Source organism: Variovorax sp. YR752, assembly GCF_943372545.1.
Map to the genome: position 1 here is coordinate 29,060 of NZ_CALRZC010000028.1, position 20,905 is coordinate 49,964.

Genomic DNA, 20,905 nt, shown 5'->3' on the forward strand with positions numbered 1-20,905 from the left:
GAGGGTGCAGCGCCACCATGACCACGTTGCCTGATCGGCGGCCGATGCCCTCACCCCAACCCTCTCCCGCAAGCGGGAGAGGGAGTAAGAAGGGTCGAGGGAAGAGGGTTGCGGTCGCCTTTGCAGCGGTGGCGTTGCTGCTCGCGCTGTTGCGCCTCTGGCCGCATGCCCCGCTCAGCGAAACCGTCGGCAGCTCGCGCGCCGTGTACGCGCAAGGTGGCGAGCTGTTGCGCCTCACGCTCGCGGGCGACGAGCAGTACCGCCTTTGGGTGCCCCTCGACCGAATCTCCCCGACGCTTATCGACGCGGTGCTGCTCTACGAAGACCGACGCTTCTACGCACACCCCGGCGTCAACCCCGCCGCGCTGGTGCGCAGCGCCTGGCGCATCGCCAGCGGCGAGCGCAGGCAGGGGGGCTCGACGCTCACGATGCAGCTCGCGCGGCGCGTCTACGGCATCGACAGCCGCACGGCCTTGGGCAAGGTCGCTCAGATCAGCGCGGCCCTGTGGCTCGAAGCACAATTCAGCAAGCGCGACATCCTCGAGGCGTACCTCAACACCGCGCCCTACGGCGGCAATATCGAAGGCGTGCAGGCCGCGAGCCTCATCTACTTTCGCAAGGACGCCGCCAAGCTCAGCCTGCCCGAGGCGCTGACGCTCGCGGTGATTCCGCAGAACCCCGTCAAGCGCATCGCCGAGCGCGGCCGCAATGCCGAACTGCAATCGGCGCGCGAGCGGCTGTGGGCGCTGTGGGCCGAGCGCGACCCGACCGCGAAGCAGCATGCGCCCGATGCGCAGCTCGCGCTCTCGGCGCAGTCGCGCGGCAGCCTCCCCTTTCTCGCGCCGCACGCCACCGACATGCTGCTCGCGCAGGAGCGCGGCGTGCAGGAGGTGCGCACCACCCTCGACCTGCGCATGCAGGCCACGCTCGAACGCGTGATGGGCCAGTACCTGCGCACCCACGCCGACGTGGGCATGACCAACGCGAGCGCGCTGCTGCTCGACGCCTCGACCATGCAGGTGCGCGCGCTGATCGGCTCGGCCGACTGGCACAACGACGCGATCGCGGGGCAGGTCAACGGCACGCAGGCGAAGCGCTCGCCGGGCTCCACGCTCAAGCCCTTCATCTATGCGCTCGCGCTCGACCAGGGGCTGCTGCATCCGAAGACGATGCTCAAGGATGCGCCGACATCGTTCGGCCCCTACACGCCCGAGAACTTCGACCATCGCTTCGCCGGCCCGCTGCCTGCACAGGAGGCGCTGATCCGCAGCCGCAACATCCCGGCGGTGTCCGTGGCCGCGAAGCTCTCCAAGCCCGGGCTCTACGACTTCATGCGGCTTGCGGGCGTGCAGAAGTTGCAGAGCGAATCGCACTATGGCCTCGCGCTGGTGCTCGGTGGTGGGGAGGTCACGCCCGAGGAGCTTGCGGGCCTCTACGCCACGCTGGCGAACGGCGGCATTTCGCAGCCGCTGCGCTACACGCAGTCCGCGCCCGATGAGCGGCCCGCGCAGCCGCTGCGCTTGCTGAGCGAAGAGGCCTCCTTCATCACGCTCGACATGCTGCGCCACACGCCGCGCCCCGACACCACGCTGCCCGCGCGCCCCGCCATCGCATGGAAGACGGGCACCTCGTGGGGCTTTCGCGATGCGTGGACCGCGGGCGTGTTCGGTCGCCATGTGCTCGTGGTGTGGGTCGGCAATTTCGACGGCACGAGCAACCCCGCACTCGTGGGCGTCGATGCGGCCGCGCCGCTGTTCCTGCGCATGGTCGATGCGCTGCGCGCCGAGCGGCTGGACCCGGGCGAGATCGCGACGCGCCAGCCGGCCGACCTGCGGCAGGTCGAGGTGTGCACCGCGACGGGCGGCTTGCCCGACGCGCTGTGCCCGGTGCGCACCACGACATGGTTCATCGCCGGCAAGTCGCCGATCCAGGTCAGCAACCTGCACCGCGCGGTGTGGGTCGACGAGACGACCGGCAAGGTGGTGTGCGGGCCGCAGCCCAATGCGCGCCAGCAGGTGGTCGAGCAATGGGGCAGCGACATGCGCCGGCTGTTCCGCCAGGCCGGCCTGCCGCGCGCGAGCCTGCCGGCCGATGGCTGCGAGAGGGGCGAGGCCTCGGAAACAGCGCCGCTCATCACCTCGCCCCTGCGCGGCGTACGGCACACGCTGCGCGTGAAGAGGCCGGAGCCGCTCGTGCTGCGCGCCGAAGCGGCGGCGGGCACGCAGGCGATCTACTGGTTCGCCGACGACGCACTGATCGGCAAGACCACGCCCGGCGAAGGCATCACGTGGCTGCCGGACATGGCCGAGTCGGGCCGGCGCTACGTGCTGCGCGCGGTCGACGACCAGGGCCGCGCCGAGTCGCGCGAGGTGACGGTAGACATCGCGCCTTGAACGGATGTCATGGCTGCGTCACGCGGGCTCGGCATGGTCTCGCGTTTCGACTGAAACCTTTCTTCTGCCCATGACGCGTCTTGCCTCTCTCTCCTTCATCGCGCTCGCCACCGCCTTCGCTTGCGGTGGTGCTGCTGCCCAGACCGCCTTCCCCGCCACGCTCGCCGGCCACGCCGTGCTGCCCGCGCAGAGCTTCGTCGCTGCACCGAAAGACGCACCGGCCGACCTGCAGGCCAGCGGCAAGTTCACCACCGGCAAGCGCGTCGAGGCGCTGGGCACGGTCGAAGGCCTCTCGGCCGGCCGCGGCACCGGCGTGTCGGTGCCCTTCAAGGGCCAACCGCTGCAGGGGCACTCGGGCATCAAGAAGATGGACGACGGCTCGTTCTGGGTGCTGACGGACAACGGCGCCGGCGCGAAGGCCAACTCGCCCGACTTCATGCTCTACCTGAACCACTACAAGGTGGACTTCAAGAGCGGCAAGTTCAACCGCCTGAACACGATCTTCCTGCACGACCCCGACAAGAAGGTGCCCTTCCGCATCGTCCATGAAGGCACGAAACAGCGCTACCTGACGGGCTCCGACTTCGACCCCGAGAGCTTCCAGTTCGCCGGCGGCGCGCTGTGGATCGGCGAGGAGTTCGGTCCCTTCCTCATCAAGGCCGACCTCAAGGGCAAGGTGCTCGCCGTGTTCGATACGCAGGTCGACGGCAAGGCCGTGCGCTCGCCCGACCATCCGGCCGTGACCACGCCGGGCGCACCGGGCCTGCCAGGTGGAGGGGTCGATTTCCAGATCAAGCGCTCCAAGGGCTTCGAAGGCATGGCCTCGTCGAAGGACGGCAGCAAACTCTATGCATTGCTCGAAGGCCCGGTGTGGAACGCCGAGACGAAAGACTACGAAAAGCTCGACGGCAAGGAAGCGCTGCGGGTTCTGGAGTTCGACGTGGCGTCCGAAAAATGGACGGGGCGCCATTGGAAGTACGCGCTGGAGGCGAACGGCCACGCCATCGGCGACTTCAACATGATCGACGGCACCACGGGCCTCATCATCGAGCGCGACAACGGCGAAGGCACGTCTGACAAGGCCTGCCCCGAAGGCCAGAAGCGCACCGACTGCTTCCACGACATCGCCAAGTTCAAGCGCGTCTACAAGGTCGAGCTGAGCGATGCGAACGTCGGCGGCGTGGTGCGCAAGATCGGCTACATCGACCTGCTGAACATCGCCGACCCGAACAAGCTGGCGCGCAAGCCGTTGAACGACGGCGTGCTCAAGTTCCCGTTCTTCACGATCGAGAACGTCGACGTGGTCGACGCCACGCACATCGTGGTCGGCAACGACAACAACCTGCCCTTCTCCACCAGCCGCGAGCCGAACAAGGCGGACGACAACGAACTGGTGCTGCTCGAAGCCGGCGCGCTGCTGCAGGCGAAGTAAGCGTAAAGCGCGGCCCGCCTTTCAAGGCCTCGCTCGCGGGATGGGCGGGGGCGAGAAAAACCCAGAAGATGAGTATGATTCTCATTCTCCAGGTTTCTCCTCTCCCTCTGTCCCATGAATTTCCGAACGACCTTGCACGTCGTCCGGCGCTCGTCGTGAGCGCCGGCGTCCGTTACCGGATGGGCGTGGCGTCGCGGGCCGTTGCCGCCATCGCGGGCGGCTACGGCGTCGCGGCGCTGTCGGCCGCCGTGCTCGCGCTGGGCCTGCCCGCCCTCTTCGACATGGCGCGCAGCGAAGCCGCGCTGACCGGCACGCTGGCCTCCTTCCTCGTCTACGCCGTGGCCGTGATGTGGGTCTTCGCGGCCCGCTCGGCGTGGCGCGCCTGGACCGGCCTCGCCATCGCAGCAGCGCTGCAGGGCCTGCTGTTGCTGCTGTGGACGCAGGGCGCCGGAGGTGCCGCATGAAAGACGGATTCCGCCAGTCGATGGCGTGGCTGCACACCTGGTCGGGCCTGCTGGTCGGCTGGGTGCTCTTCATGGTGTTCGCGGCCGGCACGGCCTCGTACTTCAAGGACGAGATCACCTTCTGGATGAAGCCGGAGCTGCACGCGGTGACGCCCGGCAGCGTGGCCCAGCCGGTCGCGGCCGAGAACGCGGTGGCCTACCTGAACCGCAACGCCGGTAACGCGGCGCGCTGGTTCATCACGCTGCCGACGGCGCGCGAGCCGTCGGTCAGCCTGCTGTGGCTCAAGCCCCCGCCGCCGCCCGGTTCGCCGCCGGTGGAGCGGCGCCGCAGCTTCGACCGCGCCACGCTCGATCCGGCCACGGGCCAGGCGATCACCGCGCCGCGCGAGACGCGCGGCGGCGAGTTCTTCTACCGCCTGCATTTCGACCTGCACTACATGCCCGCGCTCTGGGCCCGCTGGATCGTCGGCTTCTGCGCGATGTTCATGCTGGTGGCCATCGTCAGCGGCATCGTCACGCACAAGCGCATCTTCAAGGACTTCTTCACCTTCCGTCCGAAGAAGGGCCAGCGCTCGTGGCTCGACGCGCACAACGTCACCGCCGTGCTCGCGCTGCCGTACCACGCCATGATCACCTACACCGGGCTGGTCACGCTGATGTTCATGTACATGCCGTGGGGGCCGCAGGTGGCCTACAAGGCGCACGGCGGCAACGACACTTTCTTCGCCGAGGCCTTCCCGGGCGGCGTGCGCACGCAGATCAAGCCCTCGGGCACCAAGGCCGCGCTGGCGCCCCTCGCGCCCATGGTGGCGCAGGCCACGGCCCACTGGGACGGCGCGCCCGTCGGCCGCATCGTGGTGCACCAGCCCAACGACGCCAACGCCGTGGTCTCGCTCGCGCGGGCCGAGGGCCGGCACCTGTCGTACGAGCAGCCGACGATGCAGTTCAACGGCACGACCGGCGCACTCATCGGCAGCTTCGGCGACGTGCCCAAGGCCGCGGCCGAGACGCGCGGCGTGCTCTACGGCCTGCACATCGGCCGCTTTGCCGATCCGCTGCTGCGCGCGCTGTTCTTCGTCTCGGGCCTCGCAGGCTGCCTGATGGTGGCGACCGGCCTGCTGCTGTGGGCCGTGAAGGAGCGCCAGAAATACGCCAAGACCCTCAAGCAGGGCGGGCGCATCGGCGTCGGCCTGCGGCTGGTCGACGGGCTCAACCTCGGCGCGATCGCGGGCCTGCCCGTGGCGATGGCCGCCTTCTTCTGGGCCAACCGCCTGCTGCCGGTCGACGTGGCCGGCCGCAACGAGGCCGAGATCCGCTGGTTCTTCATCGTCTGGGGCGCCACCGCCGTGCTGGGCCTGCTGCGCCCGACCCTGCGCATGTGGCAGGCGCAGCTCGCGCTTGGCGCGCTGCTGTTCGCGCTGCTGCCGGTGCTCAACGCCTTCACCGGCCCCGCGCCGCTCACGGTCAGCCTGCGCACCGGTCCGAGTTCGGTGGCGGGCTTCGACCTCGTGGTGATCGCGCTCGGCCTGGGGCTCGCGGGTGCGACCTGGCTGGTGGAGCGCAAGCGCCGCAAGGCTTTGGCGGCGCCCAAGAAGGCCGTCAAGCCGCCGCCGACCGAACTCGCTGCTTCGGGGCAGGGGTCGTGATGCCGCTGCTCGGATTGGTGTTCGCGGCCTCGCTGGCCGGCTTCTGCGCGCTGAGCCTCGCGATGGACCGCCACAGCGAAGACGTCTTCGGCCGCGGCAGCACGCCGGGTGCATGGCGCCGATGGCTGCAGCTCGGGGGCACGGCGCTGCTGTGCCTGTCGCTGTGGGCCAGCCTGGAGGCGGCAGGCGGGTCGGTGGGATGGGTGTTGTGGCTCGGGGCGCTCACTGCGGCGGCGCTGGCGACGGTGGGGTTGTTGAGCGGGTTGCCGCATCGCTTTCACTGGATCGCTTCTGCCGCAGGGGGCGTTGCGTTCCTCAGCCTGCTGTTCTGCCTCTGATTGCTTGCCGCCGCGACAGGCAAGCCCCCGCTCAGGTCTTCTTGTCTGTTTTCTCGAACAGTTCTTCCAGCAGTTCGCGAGCCATCTCCTCGGCAGATGTCCTGGCGAACGAGGTGCGGCGAACTTCACCCGCCGTGATCAGTTTTCCAGAAAGGGGATCGCGAACCTTGATGGTGAGCTTGAACAGGAACATGGACATGTCCCAGGACCATTGGTCGTTGTAGGTCAGGATCACATCCATCGGCTCGCTGGGCTTGGCGGCAGCCCCCACCACGGCGGTGTACCCCATCGACTTCAACTGCTGCGCAATGACGCGGTCGACGTTGTAGCCATCGCCCTCGACCGTCTGCACGTAGATCTTGCGAACGTCCGGAGGAATCTTCTTGCTGGATGTCGTGAGGTCGGCGGCACATCCGGAGAGCAGGATCGCAAGGGACGACATCCATACCCAGAGCCAGCGCGACATGGTGCTTTGGATGGCATCCATTACTTGTTCCCTTCCAATTGAATCCTGCATTCCTCGAGCAGGTTCTTGCTCTGCGTCACGTGAAACGGCGACCCCACAAACATGGTGACGAGGGTGCCGTGCGCTGACTCCTCCAGGTCAAAAACGCGCATGGTGATGCCACCTGCCCTCAGGGCGACCGAGTCTGTGCTCGTCGTCACTTCGTAGGAGGTCTCTTTCAGCTTGCGGGCCAGGCATGCGGCCACGTCAGACTTGCTGGCCTCGATCTCCTTGATCTCGCGGGCCGGCGACTTGCGAACGGTGTCCGCAGAGACCGAACACCCCGCCAGCACGACCAGTGCCGGCACCCATGCAAACGCCCATCTTCCAAATACTCTCGCCACGTCTTCTCCCGTTTTCTTGTTTGGCGCAATGCCCGAACCGGGCCATCACCCCCGCATCAACGCCTCGATCTCATCCGCCTTCACCGGCACCCCCCGCGAAATCAGTTCGCAGCCCGTGGCCGTGACGATCGCGTCGTCCTCGATGCGGATGCCGATGTTGTGGAACTTCTCGGGCACGCCTTCGCCGGGCCGCACGTAGATGCCGGGTTCCAGCGTCAGCACCATGCCCGGGTGCAGGATGCGGCTCGGGCGGTTCTTGATGAGTTCGTTCGACAGCGGATCCTTGCGCTCGCTCACCTCGCCCACCTGCGTGGGTTCGACATAACTGCCGCAGTCGTGCACGTCCATGCCCAGCCAGTGGCCGGTGCGGTGCATATAAAACTGGAAGTAGGCGCGCGAGTCGATCACGTCGTCGACGCTGCCGACCTTGTTGCCGTCGAGCAGGCCCAGGTCGAGCATGCCCTGCGCCAGCACCTTCACGGCCGCGTCGTGCGGGTCGTTGAAGCGGTTGCCGGCCTTGGTGGCGGCGGCCGAGGCGTCCTGGCTGGCGAGCACCAGGTCGTACAGCGCGCGCTGCGGGCCGCTGAACTTGCCGTCGGCCGGGAAGGTGCGGGTGATGTCGCTGGCGTAGCCGTCGAGTTCGCAGCCGGCGTCGATCAGCACCAGCTCGCCCTGGCGCACGGGTGCGGCGTCGGCGCGGTAGTGCAGCACGCAGGCGTTGGCGCCGGCCGCGACGATGGAGCCGTAGGCCGGGTACTGCGAGCCGCCGAGGCGGAACTCGTGCAGCAGCTCGGCGTCGAGGTGGTACTCGCGCACGTCCTTGCCCTCGCGCAGCATGCGCGCCGACAGCTGCATCGCGCGGATGTGGGCGCGGGCGCTGATCTGCGCGGCGCGACGCATGATGTCTTGTTCATGCGCGTCCTTGACCAGGCGCATCTCGTCGAGCGGGCCGCACAGGTCGCGCTGCTCTTCGGGGCACAGCGCGCCGTAGCGCACGCGCGCGCGCACCGACTGCAGCCAGCCGTCGATGCGGGTTTCCAGGCCCTTGTGGGTGGCGAAGGGGAACCACACGGTCGATCGGTTCTCGAGCAGCTTCGGCAGCTTGGCGTCGAGGTCGTTCACCGAAAAGGCTTCGTCCACGCCCAGCGCGGTGGGGGCGGCGTCGGGGCCGAGGCGGTAGCCGTCCCAGATCTCGCGTTCGAGGTCTTTCGGCGCGCAGAACAGCGTGGCGCGGCCGTCGCCGGCCAGCACCAGCCAGGCGTTCGGCTCGGTGAAACCGGTCAGGTAATAGAAGTAGCTGTCGTGGCGGAACAGGAAGTCGCTGTCGCGGTTGCGCTGGCGCTCGAGCGCGGTCGGGACGATGGCGATGCCGTCTTTGCCCAGTTGCGAAGCGAGGCGCGCGCGGCGCTCGGCGTAGATCGTGGTGTCATTGAGCATGGGATTTCACTTTCGATACGGTGCAAGTCCGGGGTCCGCGGGTACCAGATGCCGCCATGGGAACACATCCTGTGCAAAGTGGCTGACGTAGCCGCCGATCGTTGACTGGATGACCATGAATTGCAGCCCCTGCCGCACGCCCTGCAGCTGCTGCAGCTGGGCCAGGTCGAGGCAGGTGTTGCGCAGCCTCAGCACGCGCAGCCGCGCGCCCACGGGGCTGTGCAGCAAGGCCTCGTAGTCTTCGAAGGCCGTGATGCCGCCGGGTGCCCGGTCGGCCGACCACACCATCTGCTGCTCGGTGGATTCGGAAAAATCCAGCAACGTGAGGCCCGGCAGCTGCGTCGCCGCGGCAAGGTGGCGAATGAAGTTCTGCGTGTCGAAATGGGCGCCGACGCACAGGCTGGTCAGTTGCGGCAGCGGTACGGCGAAGAAGTCGGCGTTCGGCGGGTTCGGCACCGTCAGTTCGCTCAGGCGCGGCGTCTTGCGCACCCAGCGCGCGATGTCGCCGCCTTCCTCGAGGATGCCGTCACTGGTGCAGACGAGCGACTGGTTGTGGTCCTCGGGCTGCGTCGGCTTGATGAACAGCGAGCGCAGGCGGGGAAACATCACCGGGCTGTCGAGCAGCGGCGTGAACATCCATTCGCGCGAGCCGTTGGCCCCGCTGTCGGGGCCGCTGAACGACAGCGAAGTGAGGCAGTCGGCCACGTCCTGCTGGCTCAGGCAGGCGAGCGTTTCGTCAAAGGCGTCGCCCCAGGTCTCGCCGAAATATTCGACATGCCAGCCCTGGCGCATGGGCGCGAGGCTCAGGCGCGTGAAGTCGCTCACGTAGAGCGGCACGGTCAGTGGGTCTTCGGGCGCGCCGTCGTTGCGTTCGGCGGCGGTGGCCAGGGCCAGGTCCTGCAGGCGCTGCGGCAGCAGGCGCAGGGCGTCGGGCAGCGGCGCGAGCGTCATGCGCCCGCTGCCGGCGCGACCCCGGCGTTGAGTTGCTGCAGGCGCTGCGGCGTGCCCACGTCGGTCCAGTCGCCCGTGTAGAGCTCGGCGCTCACCTGCTGGTTGTCCATGGCGGCGCGCAGGATCGGTGCCAGCGGGGCCTTGATGCCGTCCGGGTTGCCGGCCGGGATGCCGCTGTACGGCGGTGCGAACAGCGCGGCGCGGTACAGGCCGATGGTCGAGAAGGTGTATTTCTCTGCCGCCTGGTTCAGCGCAAGCCCGTCGGCCGAGAGACCGAAGTCGCCCTGGGGGTTGTGCGCCGGGTTCGGCACCAGCCACAGGTGGGCGAGCTTGCCTTTGGCCAGGAAGCGGTCGACGGCGGCCTGGGTGAAGCGAAAGCCGGGCGCGAACACGTCGCCGGCCGCGACCCAGAAGACCTCGCCCAGGAGCGGCAGCGCGCGCACGATGCCGCCCGCTGTTTCGAGCGCGCCGCCGAAGTCGCGGCCCTCGTCGGAATAGGCGATGGACAGCGCGCCATGCCCATTCAGCACAGGGTTCGCGCCGAACCGGGCGGCGACCTGCGCGCCGAGCCAGTCGGTGTTGACCACCAGTTCGGTGAAGCCGCCCTTGGCCAACGCTTCCATCGGCCACTGCATCAGCGGCTTGCCGCGCACGTCGAGCAGGGGCTTGGGCGTGGCGTCGGTCAGCGGTCGCATGCGTTCGCCGCGGCCGGCGGCCAGGATCATCGCGCGCACCGCCATCACCGCACCGACCCGGCCACACGCCCGCGTTGCAACTCGTTGCGCTCGCTGTGCGAGGGCTGGAACAGCGCCACCAGGCAGGCCATCAGCGCATGCGCCTTGGCCGAGTGGTCGGCGCCGAAGTTGCACACGTACACGTCGAGCGTCACGCCGCGCTGCTCGGGCCAGGTGTGGATGCACAGGTGCGATTCGGCCAGCAGCAGCGTGGCTGTCACGCCGCCCGGGCCCTGCGGCGTGGCGGGAAAACCGTGGACCAGTTTGCCCACGGCCTGCAGCCCCGCGGCCGTCACGGCCTTGGTGCAGACCTCGCCGAGCGCACGCCCGTCGGTGAGCCATTGGAGGCCGCATTGGCAGTCGTGGAGATCGGCGGTGAGGTGCAGCCCTTGCATGGGGGGCAACTCTAGCAGCGTGCCTGCGACACAAGAGAGCATCAGTGGGGTGTTGGCCCTGTATCGAGGCCGGGCGCGGCTCGCCCGGTAAAATCTCGGGTTCTCCCGTATCCCCCACCCACCCTTTTCCCCCGAAAGCCCACTGCCCATGGCAAACCAAGCCCTGATGGCCAACGCGATCCGCGCGCTGGCAATGGATGCCGTTCAACAAGCAAATTCCGGACATCCGGGCGCACCGATGGGCATGGCCGACATGGCCGTCGCCCTGTGGGGCGAGCACCTGCGCTACAACCCCGCCAACCCGCATTGGTTCGACCGCGACCGCTTCGTGCTGTCCAACGGCCACGCCTCGATGCTGATCTACGCGGTGCTGCACCTCACGGGCTACGACCTGCCCCTGGCCGAACTCAAGAACTTCCGCCAGCTGCACGGCAAGACCGCCGGCCACCCGGAAGTCGACGTCACCCCCGGCGTCGAAACCACCACCGGCCCGCTGGGACAGGGCATCACCAACGCCGTGGGCTTCGCGCTGGCCGAGAAGCTGCTCGCCGCCGAGTTCAACCGTAAGAACCTCGCCATCGTCGACCACCACACCTACGCCTTCCTGGGCGACGGTTGCATGATGGAAGGCATCAGCCATGAAGCCTGCGCCCTCGCCGGCGCCTGGCACCTGAACAAGCTGATCGCCCTGTACGACGACAACGGCATCAGCATCGACGGACAGGTCAAGCCCTGGTTCATCGACAACACCGAAGAGCGCTTCAAGGCCTACGGCTGGAACGTCATCGGCCCGATCGACGGCAACGACGCCAAGGAAGTGGCCAAGGCCATCGCCAAGGCCAAGAAGGAAGCCACCAAGCCCACGCTGATCGTCTGCAAGACCACCATCGGCAAGGGCAGCCCGAACCGCGCCGGCACCGCCAAGGCGCACGGCGAAGCGCTCGGTGCCGAAGAAATCAAGCTCACGCGCGAAGCCATCGGCTGGCCCTACCCCGCCTTCGAAATCCCGGCCGACGTGTACGCCGACTGGGACCACAAGGCCGAAGGCGCCAAGACCGAAGCCGCCTGGAACGACACCTTCGCCGCCTACGCGGCCGCGTACCCCGAACTCGCCGCCGAGTTCACGCGCCGCATGAAGGGCGAGCTGCCCAAGAACTTCCACCAGGTCGCCTTCGACACCGTGGTCGCCGCCCACACCAAGGGTGAAACCGTGGCCAGCCGCAAGGCCAGCCAGCTCGCACTGGAAGCCTTCACGGCCGCGCTGCCCGAAATGCTCGGCGGCAGCGCCGACCTCACGGGCTCCAACCTCACCAACACCAAGAGCACCGCCGCGCTGCGCTTCGACGCCAAGACCGGCGCCGTCGTGCTGAACGCGCCCCCCGCACCGGTGGTGCCCCAGGGCGGCGAAGACGAAGCCGCACAAGGCGATGCCGTCGAGCCGCCGCACGGCGACATCGGCCGCCACATCAACTACGGCGTGCGCGAATTCGGCATGGCCGCCATCATGAACGGCGTGGCGCTGCATGGCGGCTACATCCCCTACGGCGGCACCTTCCTCACCTTCAGCGACTACAGCCGCAACGCCATCCGCATGGCCGCGCTCATGAAGCGCCGCGTGGTGCACGTGTTCACGCACGACTCCATCGGCCTGGGTGAAGACGGCCCGACGCACCAGTCGATCGAGCACGCCGCCTCGCTGCGCCTCATTCCGAACCTGGACGTCTGGCGTCCGGGCGACACGGCCGAAACCGCCGTGGCCTGGGCGGTCGCGCTGCAGAACGCCACGCGCCCGACCGCCCTGCTGCTGAGCCGCCAGAACATCGCTTACGCCGCCAAGAGCGACCTGGGCGACATCAGCCGCGGCGCCTACGTGCTGTCCGAGCCCGAGCACGTCGGCCTCAAGAACAAGAAGACGGCAGCGGTCATCATCGCCACCGGTTCCGAAGTGCAGCTCGCGCTGGCCGCCCAGAAGCTGCTGGCCGACAAGAAGATCGCCGTGCGCGTGGTGTCGATGCCCTCGACCACCACCTTCGACCGCCAGGACCTGGCCTACAAGAAGGCCGTGCTGCCCAAGAAGATCCCGCGCGTCGCGGTCGAAATGGGCTGCACCGACGGCTGGTGGAAGTACGGCTGCGCGGCCGTGGTCGGCATCGACAGCTACGGCGAGTCGGCCCCCGCGCCCGTGCTGTTCAAGCACTTCGGTTTCACGGCGGAGAACGTGGCCGCCACCGTGGAAGCGGCCCTGCGCGACTGAGCGTCGCGCGGTTCGTCCGCTTCCCGTCCGATCAAAAAGTTTTTCAACCTTAGGAGCAAGTCAGATGGCTATCAAACTCGGTATCAACGGCTTCGGCCGCATCGGTCGCAACGTGCTGCGCGCAGCGGTGCAGAACTTCAAGAACGACATCGAAATCGTTGCCATCAACGACTTGCTCGAGCCGGAATACCTGGCCTACATGCTCCAGTACGACTCGGTGCATGGCCGCTTCAAGGGTGAAGTGACGGTCGAAGGCAACACGCTGATCGTGAACGGCAAGAAGATCCGCCTGACGCAAGAGCGCGACCCGTCGCAGCTCAAGTGGAACGAAGTCGGCGCCGACATCGTGCTCGAGTCGACCGGCCTCTTCCTCACGAAGGAAACCGCGCAGAAGCACATCGACGCAGGCGCCAAGAAGGTCATTCTGTCGGCCCCCTCGAAGGACGACACCCCCATGTTCGTCTACGGCGTGAACGACAAGAAGTACGCCGGCGAAGCCATCATCAGCAACGCCAGCTGCACCACCAACTGCCTGGCTCCGCTGGCCAAGGTGCTGAACGACAAGTGGGGTATCAAGCGCGGCCTGATGACCACCGTGCACGCGGCCACGGCCACGCAGAAGACCGTCGACGGCCCGAGCAACAAGGACTGGCGCGGCGGCCGCGGCATCCTGGAAAACATCATTCCCTCGAGCACTGGCGCTGCCAAGGCCGTGGGCGTGGTGATCCCCGAGCTCAACAAGAAGCTCACGGGCATGAGCTTCCGCGTGCCGACCTCCGACGTGTCGGTGGTCGACCTCGTGGTCGAGCTCGAGAAGGAAGCCACCTACGCCGAGATCTGCGCCGAAATGAAGGCACAGAGCGAAGGCGCGCTGAAGGGCGTGCTGGGCTACACCGAAGACAAGGTCGTCGCCACCGACTTCCGCGGCGACCCGCGCACCTCGATCTTCGACGCCGAAGCCGGCATCGCCCTGGACAGCACCTTCGTGAAGCTCGTGAGCTGGTACGACAACGAATGGGGCTACTCGAACAAGTGCCTCGAGATGGTGAAGGTCGTGTCGAAGTAAGACTTCGTGGCTCCAATAAGAAACGCGCCCTCGGGCGCGTTTTTTCATGGGCGAATGGTCGTCGAACCGCTCAGCGCAGCTTCTCGTTGCGCCGGATCTCGCTGCTGAGCTGCGCCGTCATCCGCGTGGCCGCGCGCCGTGCGGCCAGCCCGTAGTCGCCGTTGAACTCACCGAACTCCGCCGTGCCGTTGCCGACCGCGCGCACGCGCGTGACTTCGGCGCCCGCGGTATCGGTCACCACGCAGGCCACCTCGGCCGTGAATGCGGTGGGCGGCCAGGTGATCCATGAGGACGAGCTCGAATCGGTCTTGATCTGCGGCGTGAACACCAGCGACACGCCCGCCGCTTCGTTGGCCTTGGCATCGCCCGCGGTGCGCAGCACGACCACGTTGCGGTAGACCCCGCGCAGCGCATCGCGGATCGACTTTTCCAGGTCGCGGTACGGGTAGTAGCTCACGCGGTCGCCGCTGCCGCCGGCGGTGATCACCTGCAGGTCGCGCTGCGCGTCGGTCATCACGTAGGCCACCTTTTTCGGAATGAGGTGGGCGGTCGACCGGGGCGGTGCGGTCTCGGTGATCATCGTGATCGGGTGGGAGCAGCCCGCCAGCAGCACGGCGGTTGCCAGCGCTGCGACCAGCCGGGGCATCGGAGAAGAGGTAAGAAACGACATGGTGCTTCTCCGGCCTTACTGCGCAGACGGCGCGATGGCCGCAACGAATTGCGGATCGGCATACACCTGCCGCAGCAGCGCCCGCACCAGCCGCGGGTACGCGGCCTGTCCGGCGGGCACGGCCACGATGTTGGCGTAGCTCGAATCGAAGGCGATCTCGCCGCGGTAGGTCTTGCGCAGCCTTTGCGCGGCGTTGCGCGTGACGGTGACTTCGACGTCCATGCGGCCGGAGCCGTTGATCACGCCCAGGTCGAGTTCGTTGACGAGGATGCGCGCTGCGATGCGGGTCGGCGCCTTGGGGTCGTAGACCGAGATCTCGCCCAGGTCGCGCATCAGCGCGTCTTCGAGGTACTGGGCGAAGGTGCCGCTGGGCGACACCAGCCTGGCGCGGCGCAGGCCCAGGGTGTTGACCCTGTCGTTGGGGTCGGTGGGCTGCACCTTGGCGACCGCGACCTTGCCGGGGTTGTGGGCCTCGAGCCGGTCGAGCGCCTCGTAGTCGGCGGCATAGGGTGGTGCGCCGAGTTGTGCGCAGCCTGTGGCCAGTGCAGCCAACAGGAGCGCGCCAGTGCGCATGCGCAGACCCTGCGGTCTGAAGACGATCGCCATGTCTTGAACCCCCTCGTCCGAGATGTCTTCTTCTCCCCGGCGCGAGGGTAGCAGGCATCGCGCCGCGCGCGAAGGCGGCAGCGGCGCGGCGAACTCAGATCGGCTCGAGCACGTGGATCAGCTTGCTCTCGGTGAACTCCCGGGTCTGGGCGCTGAAGGCCGCCATGTGCGGCGCGACCCCGTGGGCCTGCAGGGCCGGGAGCGAGGCCCACTTCTCGATGACCACAAAGGTGTCGGGCCCGAAGCTGGCCTTCGACGGCGGAACGCCCTGTGCGTCGACCGTGGCCCCGTACTCGATGCAGCCCTCTTCGGCGAGCACGGCGGCGCGGTTGGCGATGAAGGCTTCGAGCAGACGGGCGCGCTGGCCGGGCTTGGCGGTGATGACGGCAACGACTTGGATCATGGAACAGGGTCTCCGTTGAAGTGAGGTGGTGATGCGGTGAAGGGAACGACCGAATCTACGAGATCGCGCGCCGCCGCGCAGGTCCGGTGGGCGACAAGGCCGCCGCTCGGCCACCGCATGCACACGCCGCATGCGACACAGTTACCCGCGAGACACACTCTCGCCCCGCCACTGTCGCGCCGAGGTCATAGGATCAGGTCTTCTTCCGCATCGACCTGCCTTTTGCCATGTTCATCGTCACCCTGACCTACATCCGCCCGCTCGAGGAACTCGACGCTCTGATGGATGCGCATGTCACCTGGCTCAAGAAGCACTACGCCAGCGGCCTGTTCGTGGCCTCGGGGCGCCAGGTGCCGCGCAAGGGCGGCGTGATCCTTGCGCGCTCGGGCGACCGCGAGGGGCTCGAGGCGGTGCTGGCACGCGACCCCTTCGTGCAGGGCGGCGTCGCGCGCACCGACGTGATCGAGTTCATCCCCAGCATGACCGCGCTGAGCGTCGAGGTGCTGCGCGGCTACTGACGCCGCGCAGTTTCAGCGGCAGATCAGGCCCCCGGCACTTCCTCGCGCCCATCCGGGTGCCGCGCAAAGCGCGCGGCCTCGGCGCCATGCACCGGCGCCGGATCGGTCCAGGGCCAGCCACCAAATTGCGTGCGGCGGTAGTCGGCCATCGTCTGGCTGATCTCGGCCTGCGTGTTCATCACAAAAGGGCCGTACTGCGCCACCGGCTCGCCGATCGGGCGGCCCTGCATCAGCAAAAACTCGCCGTCGCCCTCGGGGCCGTTGCACAGTTCCACGGCCGCGTCGGCGCGCAGCTCGATGGCCGCCGGTCCGTCCACGCGCCGGCCCGCCACCTGCGCGGTCGCGCCCTTGAAGAAGTACAGCATGCGCCGCGTGCCCTCGCCTGTGGCGGGCGGCAGCGTCCAGCGCGCGCCGGGCGTCATGCGCAGCGTCCAGATCGCGAGGTCGGCGCCGGCCTGCGCAGCCCATGAATCGGGCGGCGGCGCGAGCGGGTCGATCGCTGCCTGAGCCGGTGCTTGCGCGTCATCGCCGCCGAAGCGCCCGGCGATCACCGCCACCTCGGTGCGGCCGCCCTGCGCGTCGTCCGAGGCGAAGCGCGGAATCGCTTCCGACCAGAACATCGTGAAGTGCGGCTCGGCCATCTTGTTCTTCGCTGGCAGGTTGAGCCAGATCTGAAACAGCTCCAGCGGGTTCGGCGCCGTGGCGTCGAGCAGCGGGAACATCTCAGAATGCACGATGCCCTTGCCGGCCGTGAGCCACTGCACGTCGCCGCCGCCGAAGCGCGCGGTGGCGCCCAGCGAGTCGGAATGGTCGATCAGGCCCTTGCGCACGATGGTCACCGTCTCAAAGCCGCGGTGCGGGTGCGAGGGAAAGCCCGGCACCGTCTCGCCGTGGTACATGCTCCAGCCGTCTTTGCGGCTGAAGTCCTGGCCGATCTGGCGGCCGGCCAGCGAGGCCTCGGGGCCCATGCGGCCGTTGGCCTTCGGGTAGGCGTCGTCGTGATAGACGCAGAACAGGAACGGGTCGAGCGTCTGCCACGGGAAGCCGAGCGGCTGGACCTGGACGATGGGAGACGGGCTGCTGCTGCTTTCGTTGCTGTCGGACATGTCGGTACTCCTGGGTGGGGTGGGCACGGCCGCCATGCGAGCCGTGCCTGAACCAGGAATATCGGGGCGCCGCCGCCTTTCGGTAGGTGCCTTCCGCGCAACGATCAAGAGCGCATATGGAACGATGGGCATCGTCCGGGCCGGTGTTACTGCGCGGGCATTTCGGCGTTCGGGTCCATGTAGACCAGCTCCCACAGGTGGCCGTCCAGGTCCTGGAAGCCGTGGCCGTACATGAAGCCGTAGTCCTTCGGCTCGCTGGGCGTCGTCGCGCCCGCGGCCACCGCCTTGGCGACCAGGTCTTCGACCTCGGCGCGGCTCTCGCACGACAGGCACACCAGCACCTCGGTGCTCGTGCGGGTGTCGGTGATGGCCTTGGTCGTGAAGGTCTTGAAGAAGTCTTCCATCAGCAGCATCGCGTGGATGCTGCCTTCGTGGATGACCATGCAGGCGGCGTTGGCGTCGGTGAACTGCGGGTTGAAGGTGTAGCCCAGCGCGCCGAAGAACGCCTTGCTCTTGTCGAGGTTATTGACGGGGAGGTTCACGAAGATCTGCTTGGTGGCCATGGTGTCTTTCCTGTGTCGATGAAGGGTGGCTGGGGTGTTTGCCGACGTCTTGTGTACGCCGTCCACAAAAGATATCAAAGAAAATGGACGGTGTCCACATGATTTTTTGAAGCACCGGAATCGGCCGGCACCACGTCGCTCAGGGGGAAGAAGAGCGGGCATCATGAACACCATGGAAATCGAGTTCAAGTTCTGCATTCCCCCCGACCGCCTGAAGGCCGTCGACACCGCATTGCGACGCGGCGCCGTCGTGCGCACGCGCCTCCAGGCCCGCTATTTCGACACCGCCGACCAGCGCCTCGTCGCCGACGGCATGGTGCTGCGCCTGCGCAAGGAGGGTCGGCGCTGGGTGCAGACCGTCAAGGCCGCCGGCGACAACGCGCTGCACCGGCTCGAGCACAACGTCGACCTGGGCACCGGCGCCGCCGCGCCCGCCATCGACCCCGCGCGCCACGCCGGCACGCCTGTCGGCGAGCGACTGGCGCGCCTGCTGCAACCGGCCGATGGCGCCCCGGTGCCGCTGGTCGAGCGCCAGTCGACCGACATCGTGCGGCTCACGCGCGACCTGCGCGTGAGCGGCCCGGGCGGCGCCGTCGTCGAGATGGCGCTCGACGTCGGCAAGGTCGTCGTGCACGCGGGCACGCCCGCGCAGCGCAGCTCGCCCGTGTGCGAGCTGGAGCTCGAACTCAAGAGCGGCGACGTGCAGGGGCTCGTGGCGCTTGCGCGGCGCTGGTCGCAGCAGCACGGCCTGTGGTTCAGCACCGTCTCGAAGGCCGAGCGCGGCATGCGCCTGCTGGCCGAGCAAGAGACGGTGCCCGCCGTCAAGGCTGAGGCGCCGCGCTTTCCGCAGGGCCGAGACGGCCGCGCCCTCCAGCAGGCCGTGGTCGCGTCGTGCCTGGACCAGATGCTGCCCAACGCCAGCGAGATCGCTGCGGGCAGCACCGACGAAGAACAGATCCACCAGCTGCGCATCGGCATCCGCCGCCTGCGCACCGCGCTGCGCGAACTCGCGGGGCTCGACGCCGACACAAGCCGCTTCGATGCCGCCGCCTGGGAGCCGCCACTCGTTGACGCCTTCCGCGCGCTCGGCGATCTGCGTGACCGCGAACAGGTCGTGAAGCTCGCGCAGCCGCGGCTGCGTGAAGCGGGCGCGCCGGAGGTTGATCCGTTGGCGGGCGATGCCGACGGCGGCACAACCGCGTCGGCGCTGACACCCGGCGACATCGTGCGCGCCGCGGCGTTCCAGGACGTGCTGGTGTCGCTGATCGGCTTCACCGCCGCCACGCCGCCGTCGACGGGGTCCGCGCCGCTGGCCGCAGACGAGGCCCGCCAGCAGCTGCGCGAACAGCTCCAGCGTTTGCACAAGCAGGCCGTGCGCGACGGCGAGCGTTTCGAATCGCTCGCCACCGAGCACCAGCACCGCGCGCGCAAGCGGCTCAAGCGCCTGCGCTACCTGGCGGAGTTCGCGGCACCGTTGTTCGCCGAGGCGGACGGCGGCAAAAAGAAGAAGGACGCGGCCGAGCGCTACCTGAAAGCCCTGCGCCCCGCACAGGACGCGCTGGGCGAGTTCAACGACGAGGCGGTGGCGCTCGCGCTGTACCGCGAGGTCGCATCGCGCGACCCGCGCGCGTGGTTCGCGGTCGGCTGGTTCAGCGCGCGCCGTGCAGCGGGTGCGAAGGCGTGCCGCAAGGCGCTGGAGACGATCGGCGACGCGCCGAGGTTCTGGAAGAAGCGCGGCTAAGTGCCCAGATCCAGGCTCAACTGCGAGTCGGGAAGGGTTGGATCGATGTTGCGCTTTGCCAGACTGTGAGCCGCGAACCCGGCGGCCCATGCAATCAGGCCGAGCCAGCACATCCACAGCGCGAAGGCAATGAGCACGACAAGAGACCAGCGTTGCTCGCTCAGAGTCTTCTTCATGAACTCGGCCGCACCCTCCGACTTCAGAACGCCGCAAAGAATGCCGACCTCTTGCTCGCTGAAAGTCGTCCGTGAGGCGTTCTCACTTGCGGCTTGTGAGCAGTGCGTCGCCTTGAGGGCCGGAGCACCAAGGAGGGGCCAGAGCGGCTTCACTTCTGTAGCACTTCCCCAGAAATACCGGTCGGTACTCTTGAGCGAGAAAAGGGATTGAGACGAGAAGAGGCCGATCACGCTGAGGAAGCTGATCGCCACGGCAATGAAGAGCCCGCTCAGTCTCCATGCTTGAGAAAAACCCGATGGCAGCTTGTGAACTCTCACTTGGCGAAGCTCTGTATCGAAGAGCTCGCCGCACACACTCAGCGTGCGCATCTGCACGCCATTCAGCTTGGTCCACTCGATCAGCTGATGCGCCTCCTTGAGGCTGGCGACGGGTACGCCCGCAAACATGCGGAATGAAATCAGGCTCGTTTGTTCGTCGACGAACGCGCGAACCTGTGGGTCCGAGATTTCCTGCTTGCCGTGGACCAGTTGCCAAAGGCGGCTCAGCAGTACATGCCGCGACTCGGTGCGCAGCACGACCCAGAGGAACGCCCCCGCGATCAGCAACGGCGCGATGACGCTGAAAACGCTGGAGATGTTGGAGGCGTTCGGGAAATCCATTGCCCGGGCGCTATTCAGTGATGGTGCCCATGCGCCCCATGCACATGCCGGTGCTCGATCTCCACCGGCAGTGCCGCGCGCACGTCCGTCACCTGCAGGCTGAACTTCAGTGCCTTGCCGGCCCAGGGGTGGTTGCCGTCGAGCAGCACGACCGGGCCCTTGATCTTGGTCACAGTGAAGACGTGCTCGGTGCCGTCGTCGAGCCGGCCCTGCAGCTGGCCGCCGACCTTCACGCCGGGCGGGAACTCGGTCTTGGGAATGGTGCGCACCAGCGCTTCGTCGCGCAGGCCGAAGGCGTCTTCGGGGGCGAGGTTCAGCGTGGTCTGGAAGCCCTTTTCCTGGCCGTCGAGCGCTTGCTCGATCTTGGGCAGGGTGTTTTCGTAACCGCCATGCAGGTAGGCCATCGGCTCGGGGCTGGCTTCGATGAGCTTGCCCTGGGCGTCGGCGACTTTGTACTTGAGGGTGACGACGGTGTCTTTTTCGATTTTCATGGCGGGCATTTT

General features: G+C 67.7%; 22 protein-coding genes. 9 read left to right on the plus strand and 13 right to left on the minus strand.

The genetic code is table 11. The annotated features are described in order from the left end of the window. Positions 1-128: 128 nt before the first annotated feature. The 5 genes from pbpC to AAG801_RS09435 all read left to right on the plus strand — a co-directional run bounded on the left by pbpC (position 129) and on the right by AAG801_RS09435 (position 6,273). The gene (pbpC, locus tag AAG801_RS09415) at positions 129-2,393 is read left to right on the plus strand and encodes a penicillin-binding protein 1C (protein WP_341888158.1); all 2,265 of its coding nucleotides are present in this window, start codon (positions 129-131) and stop codon (positions 2,391-2,393) included. Between the two features lie 70 nt (positions 2,394-2,463). Continuing rightward, positions 2,464-3,825: an esterase-like activity of phytase family protein gene (locus AAG801_RS09420; RefSeq protein WP_341888159.1), complete on the plus strand. Its 1,362-nt coding sequence runs from the start codon at positions 2,464-2,466 to the stop codon at positions 3,823-3,825. A gap of 179 nt (positions 3,826-4,004) precedes the next feature. Continuing rightward, the gene (locus AAG801_RS09425) at positions 4,005-4,289 is read left to right on the plus strand and encodes a DUF3649 domain-containing protein (protein WP_341888181.1); all 285 of its coding nucleotides are present in this window, start codon (positions 4,005-4,007) and stop codon (positions 4,287-4,289) included. Beyond that, complete coding sequence (locus AAG801_RS09430; protein WP_341888160.1) at positions 4,286-5,935, plus strand: PepSY-associated TM helix domain-containing protein; 1,650 nt, start codon at positions 4,286-4,288, stop codon at positions 5,933-5,935. Before AAG801_RS09425 ends, AAG801_RS09430 begins: the two co-directional genes overlap by 4 nt. Then, positions 5,935-6,273 (plus strand): DUF3325 domain-containing protein, encoded by a 339-nt coding sequence (locus AAG801_RS09435; protein ID WP_319358189.1) that lies wholly within the window; start codon positions 5,935-5,937, stop codon positions 6,271-6,273. Before AAG801_RS09430 ends, AAG801_RS09435 begins: the two co-directional genes overlap by 1 nt. 31 nt (positions 6,274-6,304) lie before the next feature. On the opposite strand, the gene AAG801_RS09440 is transcribed toward AAG801_RS09435, so the two are convergent. The 6 genes from AAG801_RS09440 to AAG801_RS09465 all read right to left on the minus strand — a co-directional run bounded on the left by AAG801_RS09440 (position 6,305) and on the right by AAG801_RS09465 (position 10,639). After that, positions 6,305-6,760 (minus strand): hypothetical protein, encoded by a 456-nt coding sequence (locus AAG801_RS09440; protein WP_341888161.1) that lies wholly within the window; start codon positions 6,758-6,760, stop codon positions 6,305-6,307. Then, complete coding sequence (locus tag AAG801_RS09445; protein ID WP_341888162.1) at positions 6,760-7,086, minus strand: hypothetical protein; 327 nt, start codon at positions 7,084-7,086, stop codon at positions 6,760-6,762. The genes AAG801_RS09440 and AAG801_RS09445 overlap by 1 nt, the downstream gene beginning before the upstream one ends. Positions 7,087-7,167: 81 nt before the next feature. Next, entirely contained in the window at positions 7,168-8,559 is a 1,392-nt protein-coding gene (locus AAG801_RS09450) for an aminopeptidase P N-terminal domain-containing protein (protein WP_341888163.1), read from the minus strand. A 6-nt stretch (positions 8,560-8,565) separates the two neighbouring features. Beyond that, positions 8,566-9,510: a hypothetical protein gene (locus AAG801_RS09455; protein WP_341888164.1), complete on the minus strand. Its 945-nt coding sequence runs from the start codon at positions 9,508-9,510 to the stop codon at positions 8,566-8,568. Beyond that, complete coding sequence (locus AAG801_RS09460; protein ID WP_341888165.1) at positions 9,507-10,235, minus strand: nucleotidyltransferase family protein; 729 nt, start codon at positions 10,233-10,235, stop codon at positions 9,507-9,509. Before AAG801_RS09460 ends, AAG801_RS09455 begins: the two co-directional genes overlap by 4 nt. A 14-nt stretch (positions 10,236-10,249) precedes the next feature. Then, complete coding sequence (locus AAG801_RS09465; protein WP_341888166.1) at positions 10,250-10,639, minus strand: S-adenosylmethionine decarboxylase; 390 nt, start codon at positions 10,637-10,639, stop codon at positions 10,250-10,252. A 148-nt stretch (positions 10,640-10,787) separates the two neighbouring features. On the opposite strand from AAG801_RS09465, the gene AAG801_RS09470 reads away from it, so the two are divergent. Together AAG801_RS09470 and gap are read left to right on the plus strand one after the other, a co-directional pair. Further along, positions 10,788-12,893, plus strand: a complete 2,106-nt coding sequence (locus AAG801_RS09470) for a transketolase (protein ID WP_341888167.1) — start codon at positions 10,788-10,790, stop codon at positions 12,891-12,893. Between the two features lie 64 nt (positions 12,894-12,957). Continuing rightward, a complete protein-coding gene (gap, locus tag AAG801_RS09475; protein WP_099794203.1) occupies positions 12,958-13,959 on the plus strand; it encodes a type I glyceraldehyde-3-phosphate dehydrogenase in 1,002 nt (333 codons plus the stop codon). A 70-nt stretch (positions 13,960-14,029) separates the two neighbouring features. Here gap and AAG801_RS09480 read toward each other — a convergent pair whose 3' ends face one another. The 3 genes from AAG801_RS09480 to AAG801_RS09490 form a co-directional block, all read right to left on the minus strand. Continuing rightward, positions 14,030-14,629 (minus strand): hypothetical protein, encoded by a 600-nt coding sequence (locus tag AAG801_RS09480; protein ID WP_341888168.1) that lies wholly within the window; start codon positions 14,627-14,629, stop codon positions 14,030-14,032. 15 nt (positions 14,630-14,644) lie between these two features. Then, positions 14,645-15,235 (minus strand): hypothetical protein, encoded by a 591-nt coding sequence (locus AAG801_RS09485; RefSeq protein WP_341888169.1) that lies wholly within the window; start codon positions 15,233-15,235, stop codon positions 14,645-14,647. Positions 15,236-15,329: 94 nt separating this feature from the next. After that, a complete protein-coding gene (locus AAG801_RS09490; RefSeq protein WP_341888170.1) occupies positions 15,330-15,638 on the minus strand; it encodes a putative quinol monooxygenase in 309 nt (102 codons plus the stop codon). A gap of 227 nt (positions 15,639-15,865) precedes the next feature. Here AAG801_RS09490 and AAG801_RS09495 point away from each other — a divergent pair, with 227 nt between their 5' ends. Further along, complete coding sequence (locus AAG801_RS09495) at positions 15,866-16,156, plus strand: YciI family protein (protein ID WP_062473524.1); 291 nt, start codon at positions 15,866-15,868, stop codon at positions 16,154-16,156. Between the two features lie 23 nt (positions 16,157-16,179). Here the strand turns inward: AAG801_RS09495 and AAG801_RS09500 are convergent, their stop codons facing one another. Next, positions 16,180-17,262 carry a pirin family protein gene (locus AAG801_RS09500; protein WP_341888171.1) on the minus strand — a complete coding sequence of 361 codons (1,083 nt, stop codon included), beginning with the start codon at positions 17,260-17,262 and terminating at the stop codon, positions 16,180-16,182. A gap of 146 nt (positions 17,263-17,408) precedes the next feature. Next, positions 17,409-17,825: a VOC family protein gene (locus AAG801_RS09505; protein WP_341888172.1), complete on the minus strand. Its 417-nt coding sequence runs from the start codon at positions 17,823-17,825 to the stop codon at positions 17,409-17,411. 163 nt (positions 17,826-17,988) lie between these two features. Here AAG801_RS09505 and AAG801_RS09510 point away from each other — a divergent pair, with 163 nt between their 5' ends. After that, positions 17,989-19,566, plus strand: coding sequence for a CYTH and CHAD domain-containing protein (locus tag AAG801_RS09510; RefSeq protein ID WP_341888173.1), 1,578 nt, complete (start codon positions 17,989-17,991; stop codon positions 19,564-19,566). Here AAG801_RS09510 and AAG801_RS09515 read toward each other — a convergent pair. Then, positions 19,563-20,402, minus strand: a complete 840-nt coding sequence (locus AAG801_RS09515; protein WP_341888174.1) for a DUF6216 family protein — start codon at positions 20,400-20,402, stop codon at positions 19,563-19,565. The two genes, AAG801_RS09510 and AAG801_RS09515, sit on opposite strands and share 4 nt — an antisense overlap. A 14-nt stretch (positions 20,403-20,416) precedes the next feature. Further along, positions 20,417-20,893, minus strand: a complete 477-nt coding sequence (locus AAG801_RS09520) for a peptidylprolyl isomerase (RefSeq protein WP_101490752.1) — start codon at positions 20,891-20,893, stop codon at positions 20,417-20,419. Between the last annotated feature and the right edge of the window lie 12 nt (positions 20,894-20,905).

Coding starts and splice junctions, on each gene's coding strand:
- AAG801_RS09435 (WP_319358189.1), top strand. CDS start 5,935: ATGCCGCTGCTCGGATTGGTGTTCGCGGCCTCGCTGGCCGGCTTCTGC.
- AAG801_RS09480 (WP_341888168.1), bottom strand. CDS start 14,629: ATGTCGTTTCTTACCTCTTCTCCGATGCCCCGGCTGGTCGCAGCGCTG.
- AAG801_RS09505 (WP_341888172.1), bottom strand. CDS start 17,825: ATGGCCACCAAGCAGATCTTCGTGAACCTCCCCGTCAATAACCTCGAC.
- AAG801_RS09495 (WP_062473524.1), top strand. CDS start 15,866: ATGTTCATCGTCACCCTGACCTACATCCGCCCGCTCGAGGAACTCGAC.
- AAG801_RS09510 (WP_341888173.1), top strand. CDS start 17,989: ATGAACACCATGGAAATCGAGTTCAAGTTCTGCATTCCCCCCGACCGC.
- AAG801_RS09430 (WP_341888160.1), top strand. CDS start 4,286: ATGAAAGACGGATTCCGCCAGTCGATGGCGTGGCTGCACACCTGGTCG.
- AAG801_RS09425 (WP_341888181.1), top strand. CDS start 4,005: ATGGGCGTGGCGTCGCGGGCCGTTGCCGCCATCGCGGGCGGCTACGGC.
- AAG801_RS09460 (WP_341888165.1), bottom strand. CDS start 10,235: ATGATCCTGGCCGCCGGCCGCGGCGAACGCATGCGACCGCTGACCGAC.
- AAG801_RS09465 (WP_341888166.1), bottom strand. CDS start 10,639: ATGCAAGGGCTGCACCTCACCGCCGATCTCCACGACTGCCAATGCGGC.
- AAG801_RS09470 (WP_341888167.1), top strand. CDS start 10,788: ATGGCAAACCAAGCCCTGATGGCCAACGCGATCCGCGCGCTGGCAATG.
- AAG801_RS09520 (WP_101490752.1), bottom strand. CDS start 20,893: ATGAAAATCGAAAAAGACACCGTCGTCACCCTCAAGTACAAAGTCGCC.
- AAG801_RS09420 (WP_341888159.1), top strand. CDS start 2,464: ATGACGCGTCTTGCCTCTCTCTCCTTCATCGCGCTCGCCACCGCCTTC.
- gap (WP_099794203.1), top strand. CDS start 12,958: ATGGCTATCAAACTCGGTATCAACGGCTTCGGCCGCATCGGTCGCAAC.
- AAG801_RS09490 (WP_341888170.1), bottom strand. CDS start 15,638: ATGATCCAAGTCGTTGCCGTCATCACCGCCAAGCCCGGCCAGCGCGCC.
- AAG801_RS09440 (WP_341888161.1), bottom strand. CDS start 6,760: ATGGATGCCATCCAAAGCACCATGTCGCGCTGGCTCTGGGTATGGATG.
- AAG801_RS09485 (WP_341888169.1), bottom strand. CDS start 15,235: ATGGCGATCGTCTTCAGACCGCAGGGTCTGCGCATGCGCACTGGCGCG.
- AAG801_RS09500 (WP_341888171.1), bottom strand. CDS start 17,262: ATGTCCGACAGCAACGAAAGCAGCAGCAGCCCGTCTCCCATCGTCCAG.
- AAG801_RS09450 (WP_341888163.1), bottom strand. CDS start 8,559: ATGCTCAATGACACCACGATCTACGCCGAGCGCCGCGCGCGCCTCGCT.
- AAG801_RS09455 (WP_341888164.1), bottom strand. CDS start 9,510: ATGACGCTCGCGCCGCTGCCCGACGCCCTGCGCCTGCTGCCGCAGCGC.
- AAG801_RS09515 (WP_341888174.1), bottom strand. CDS start 20,402: ATGGATTTCCCGAACGCCTCCAACATCTCCAGCGTTTTCAGCGTCATC.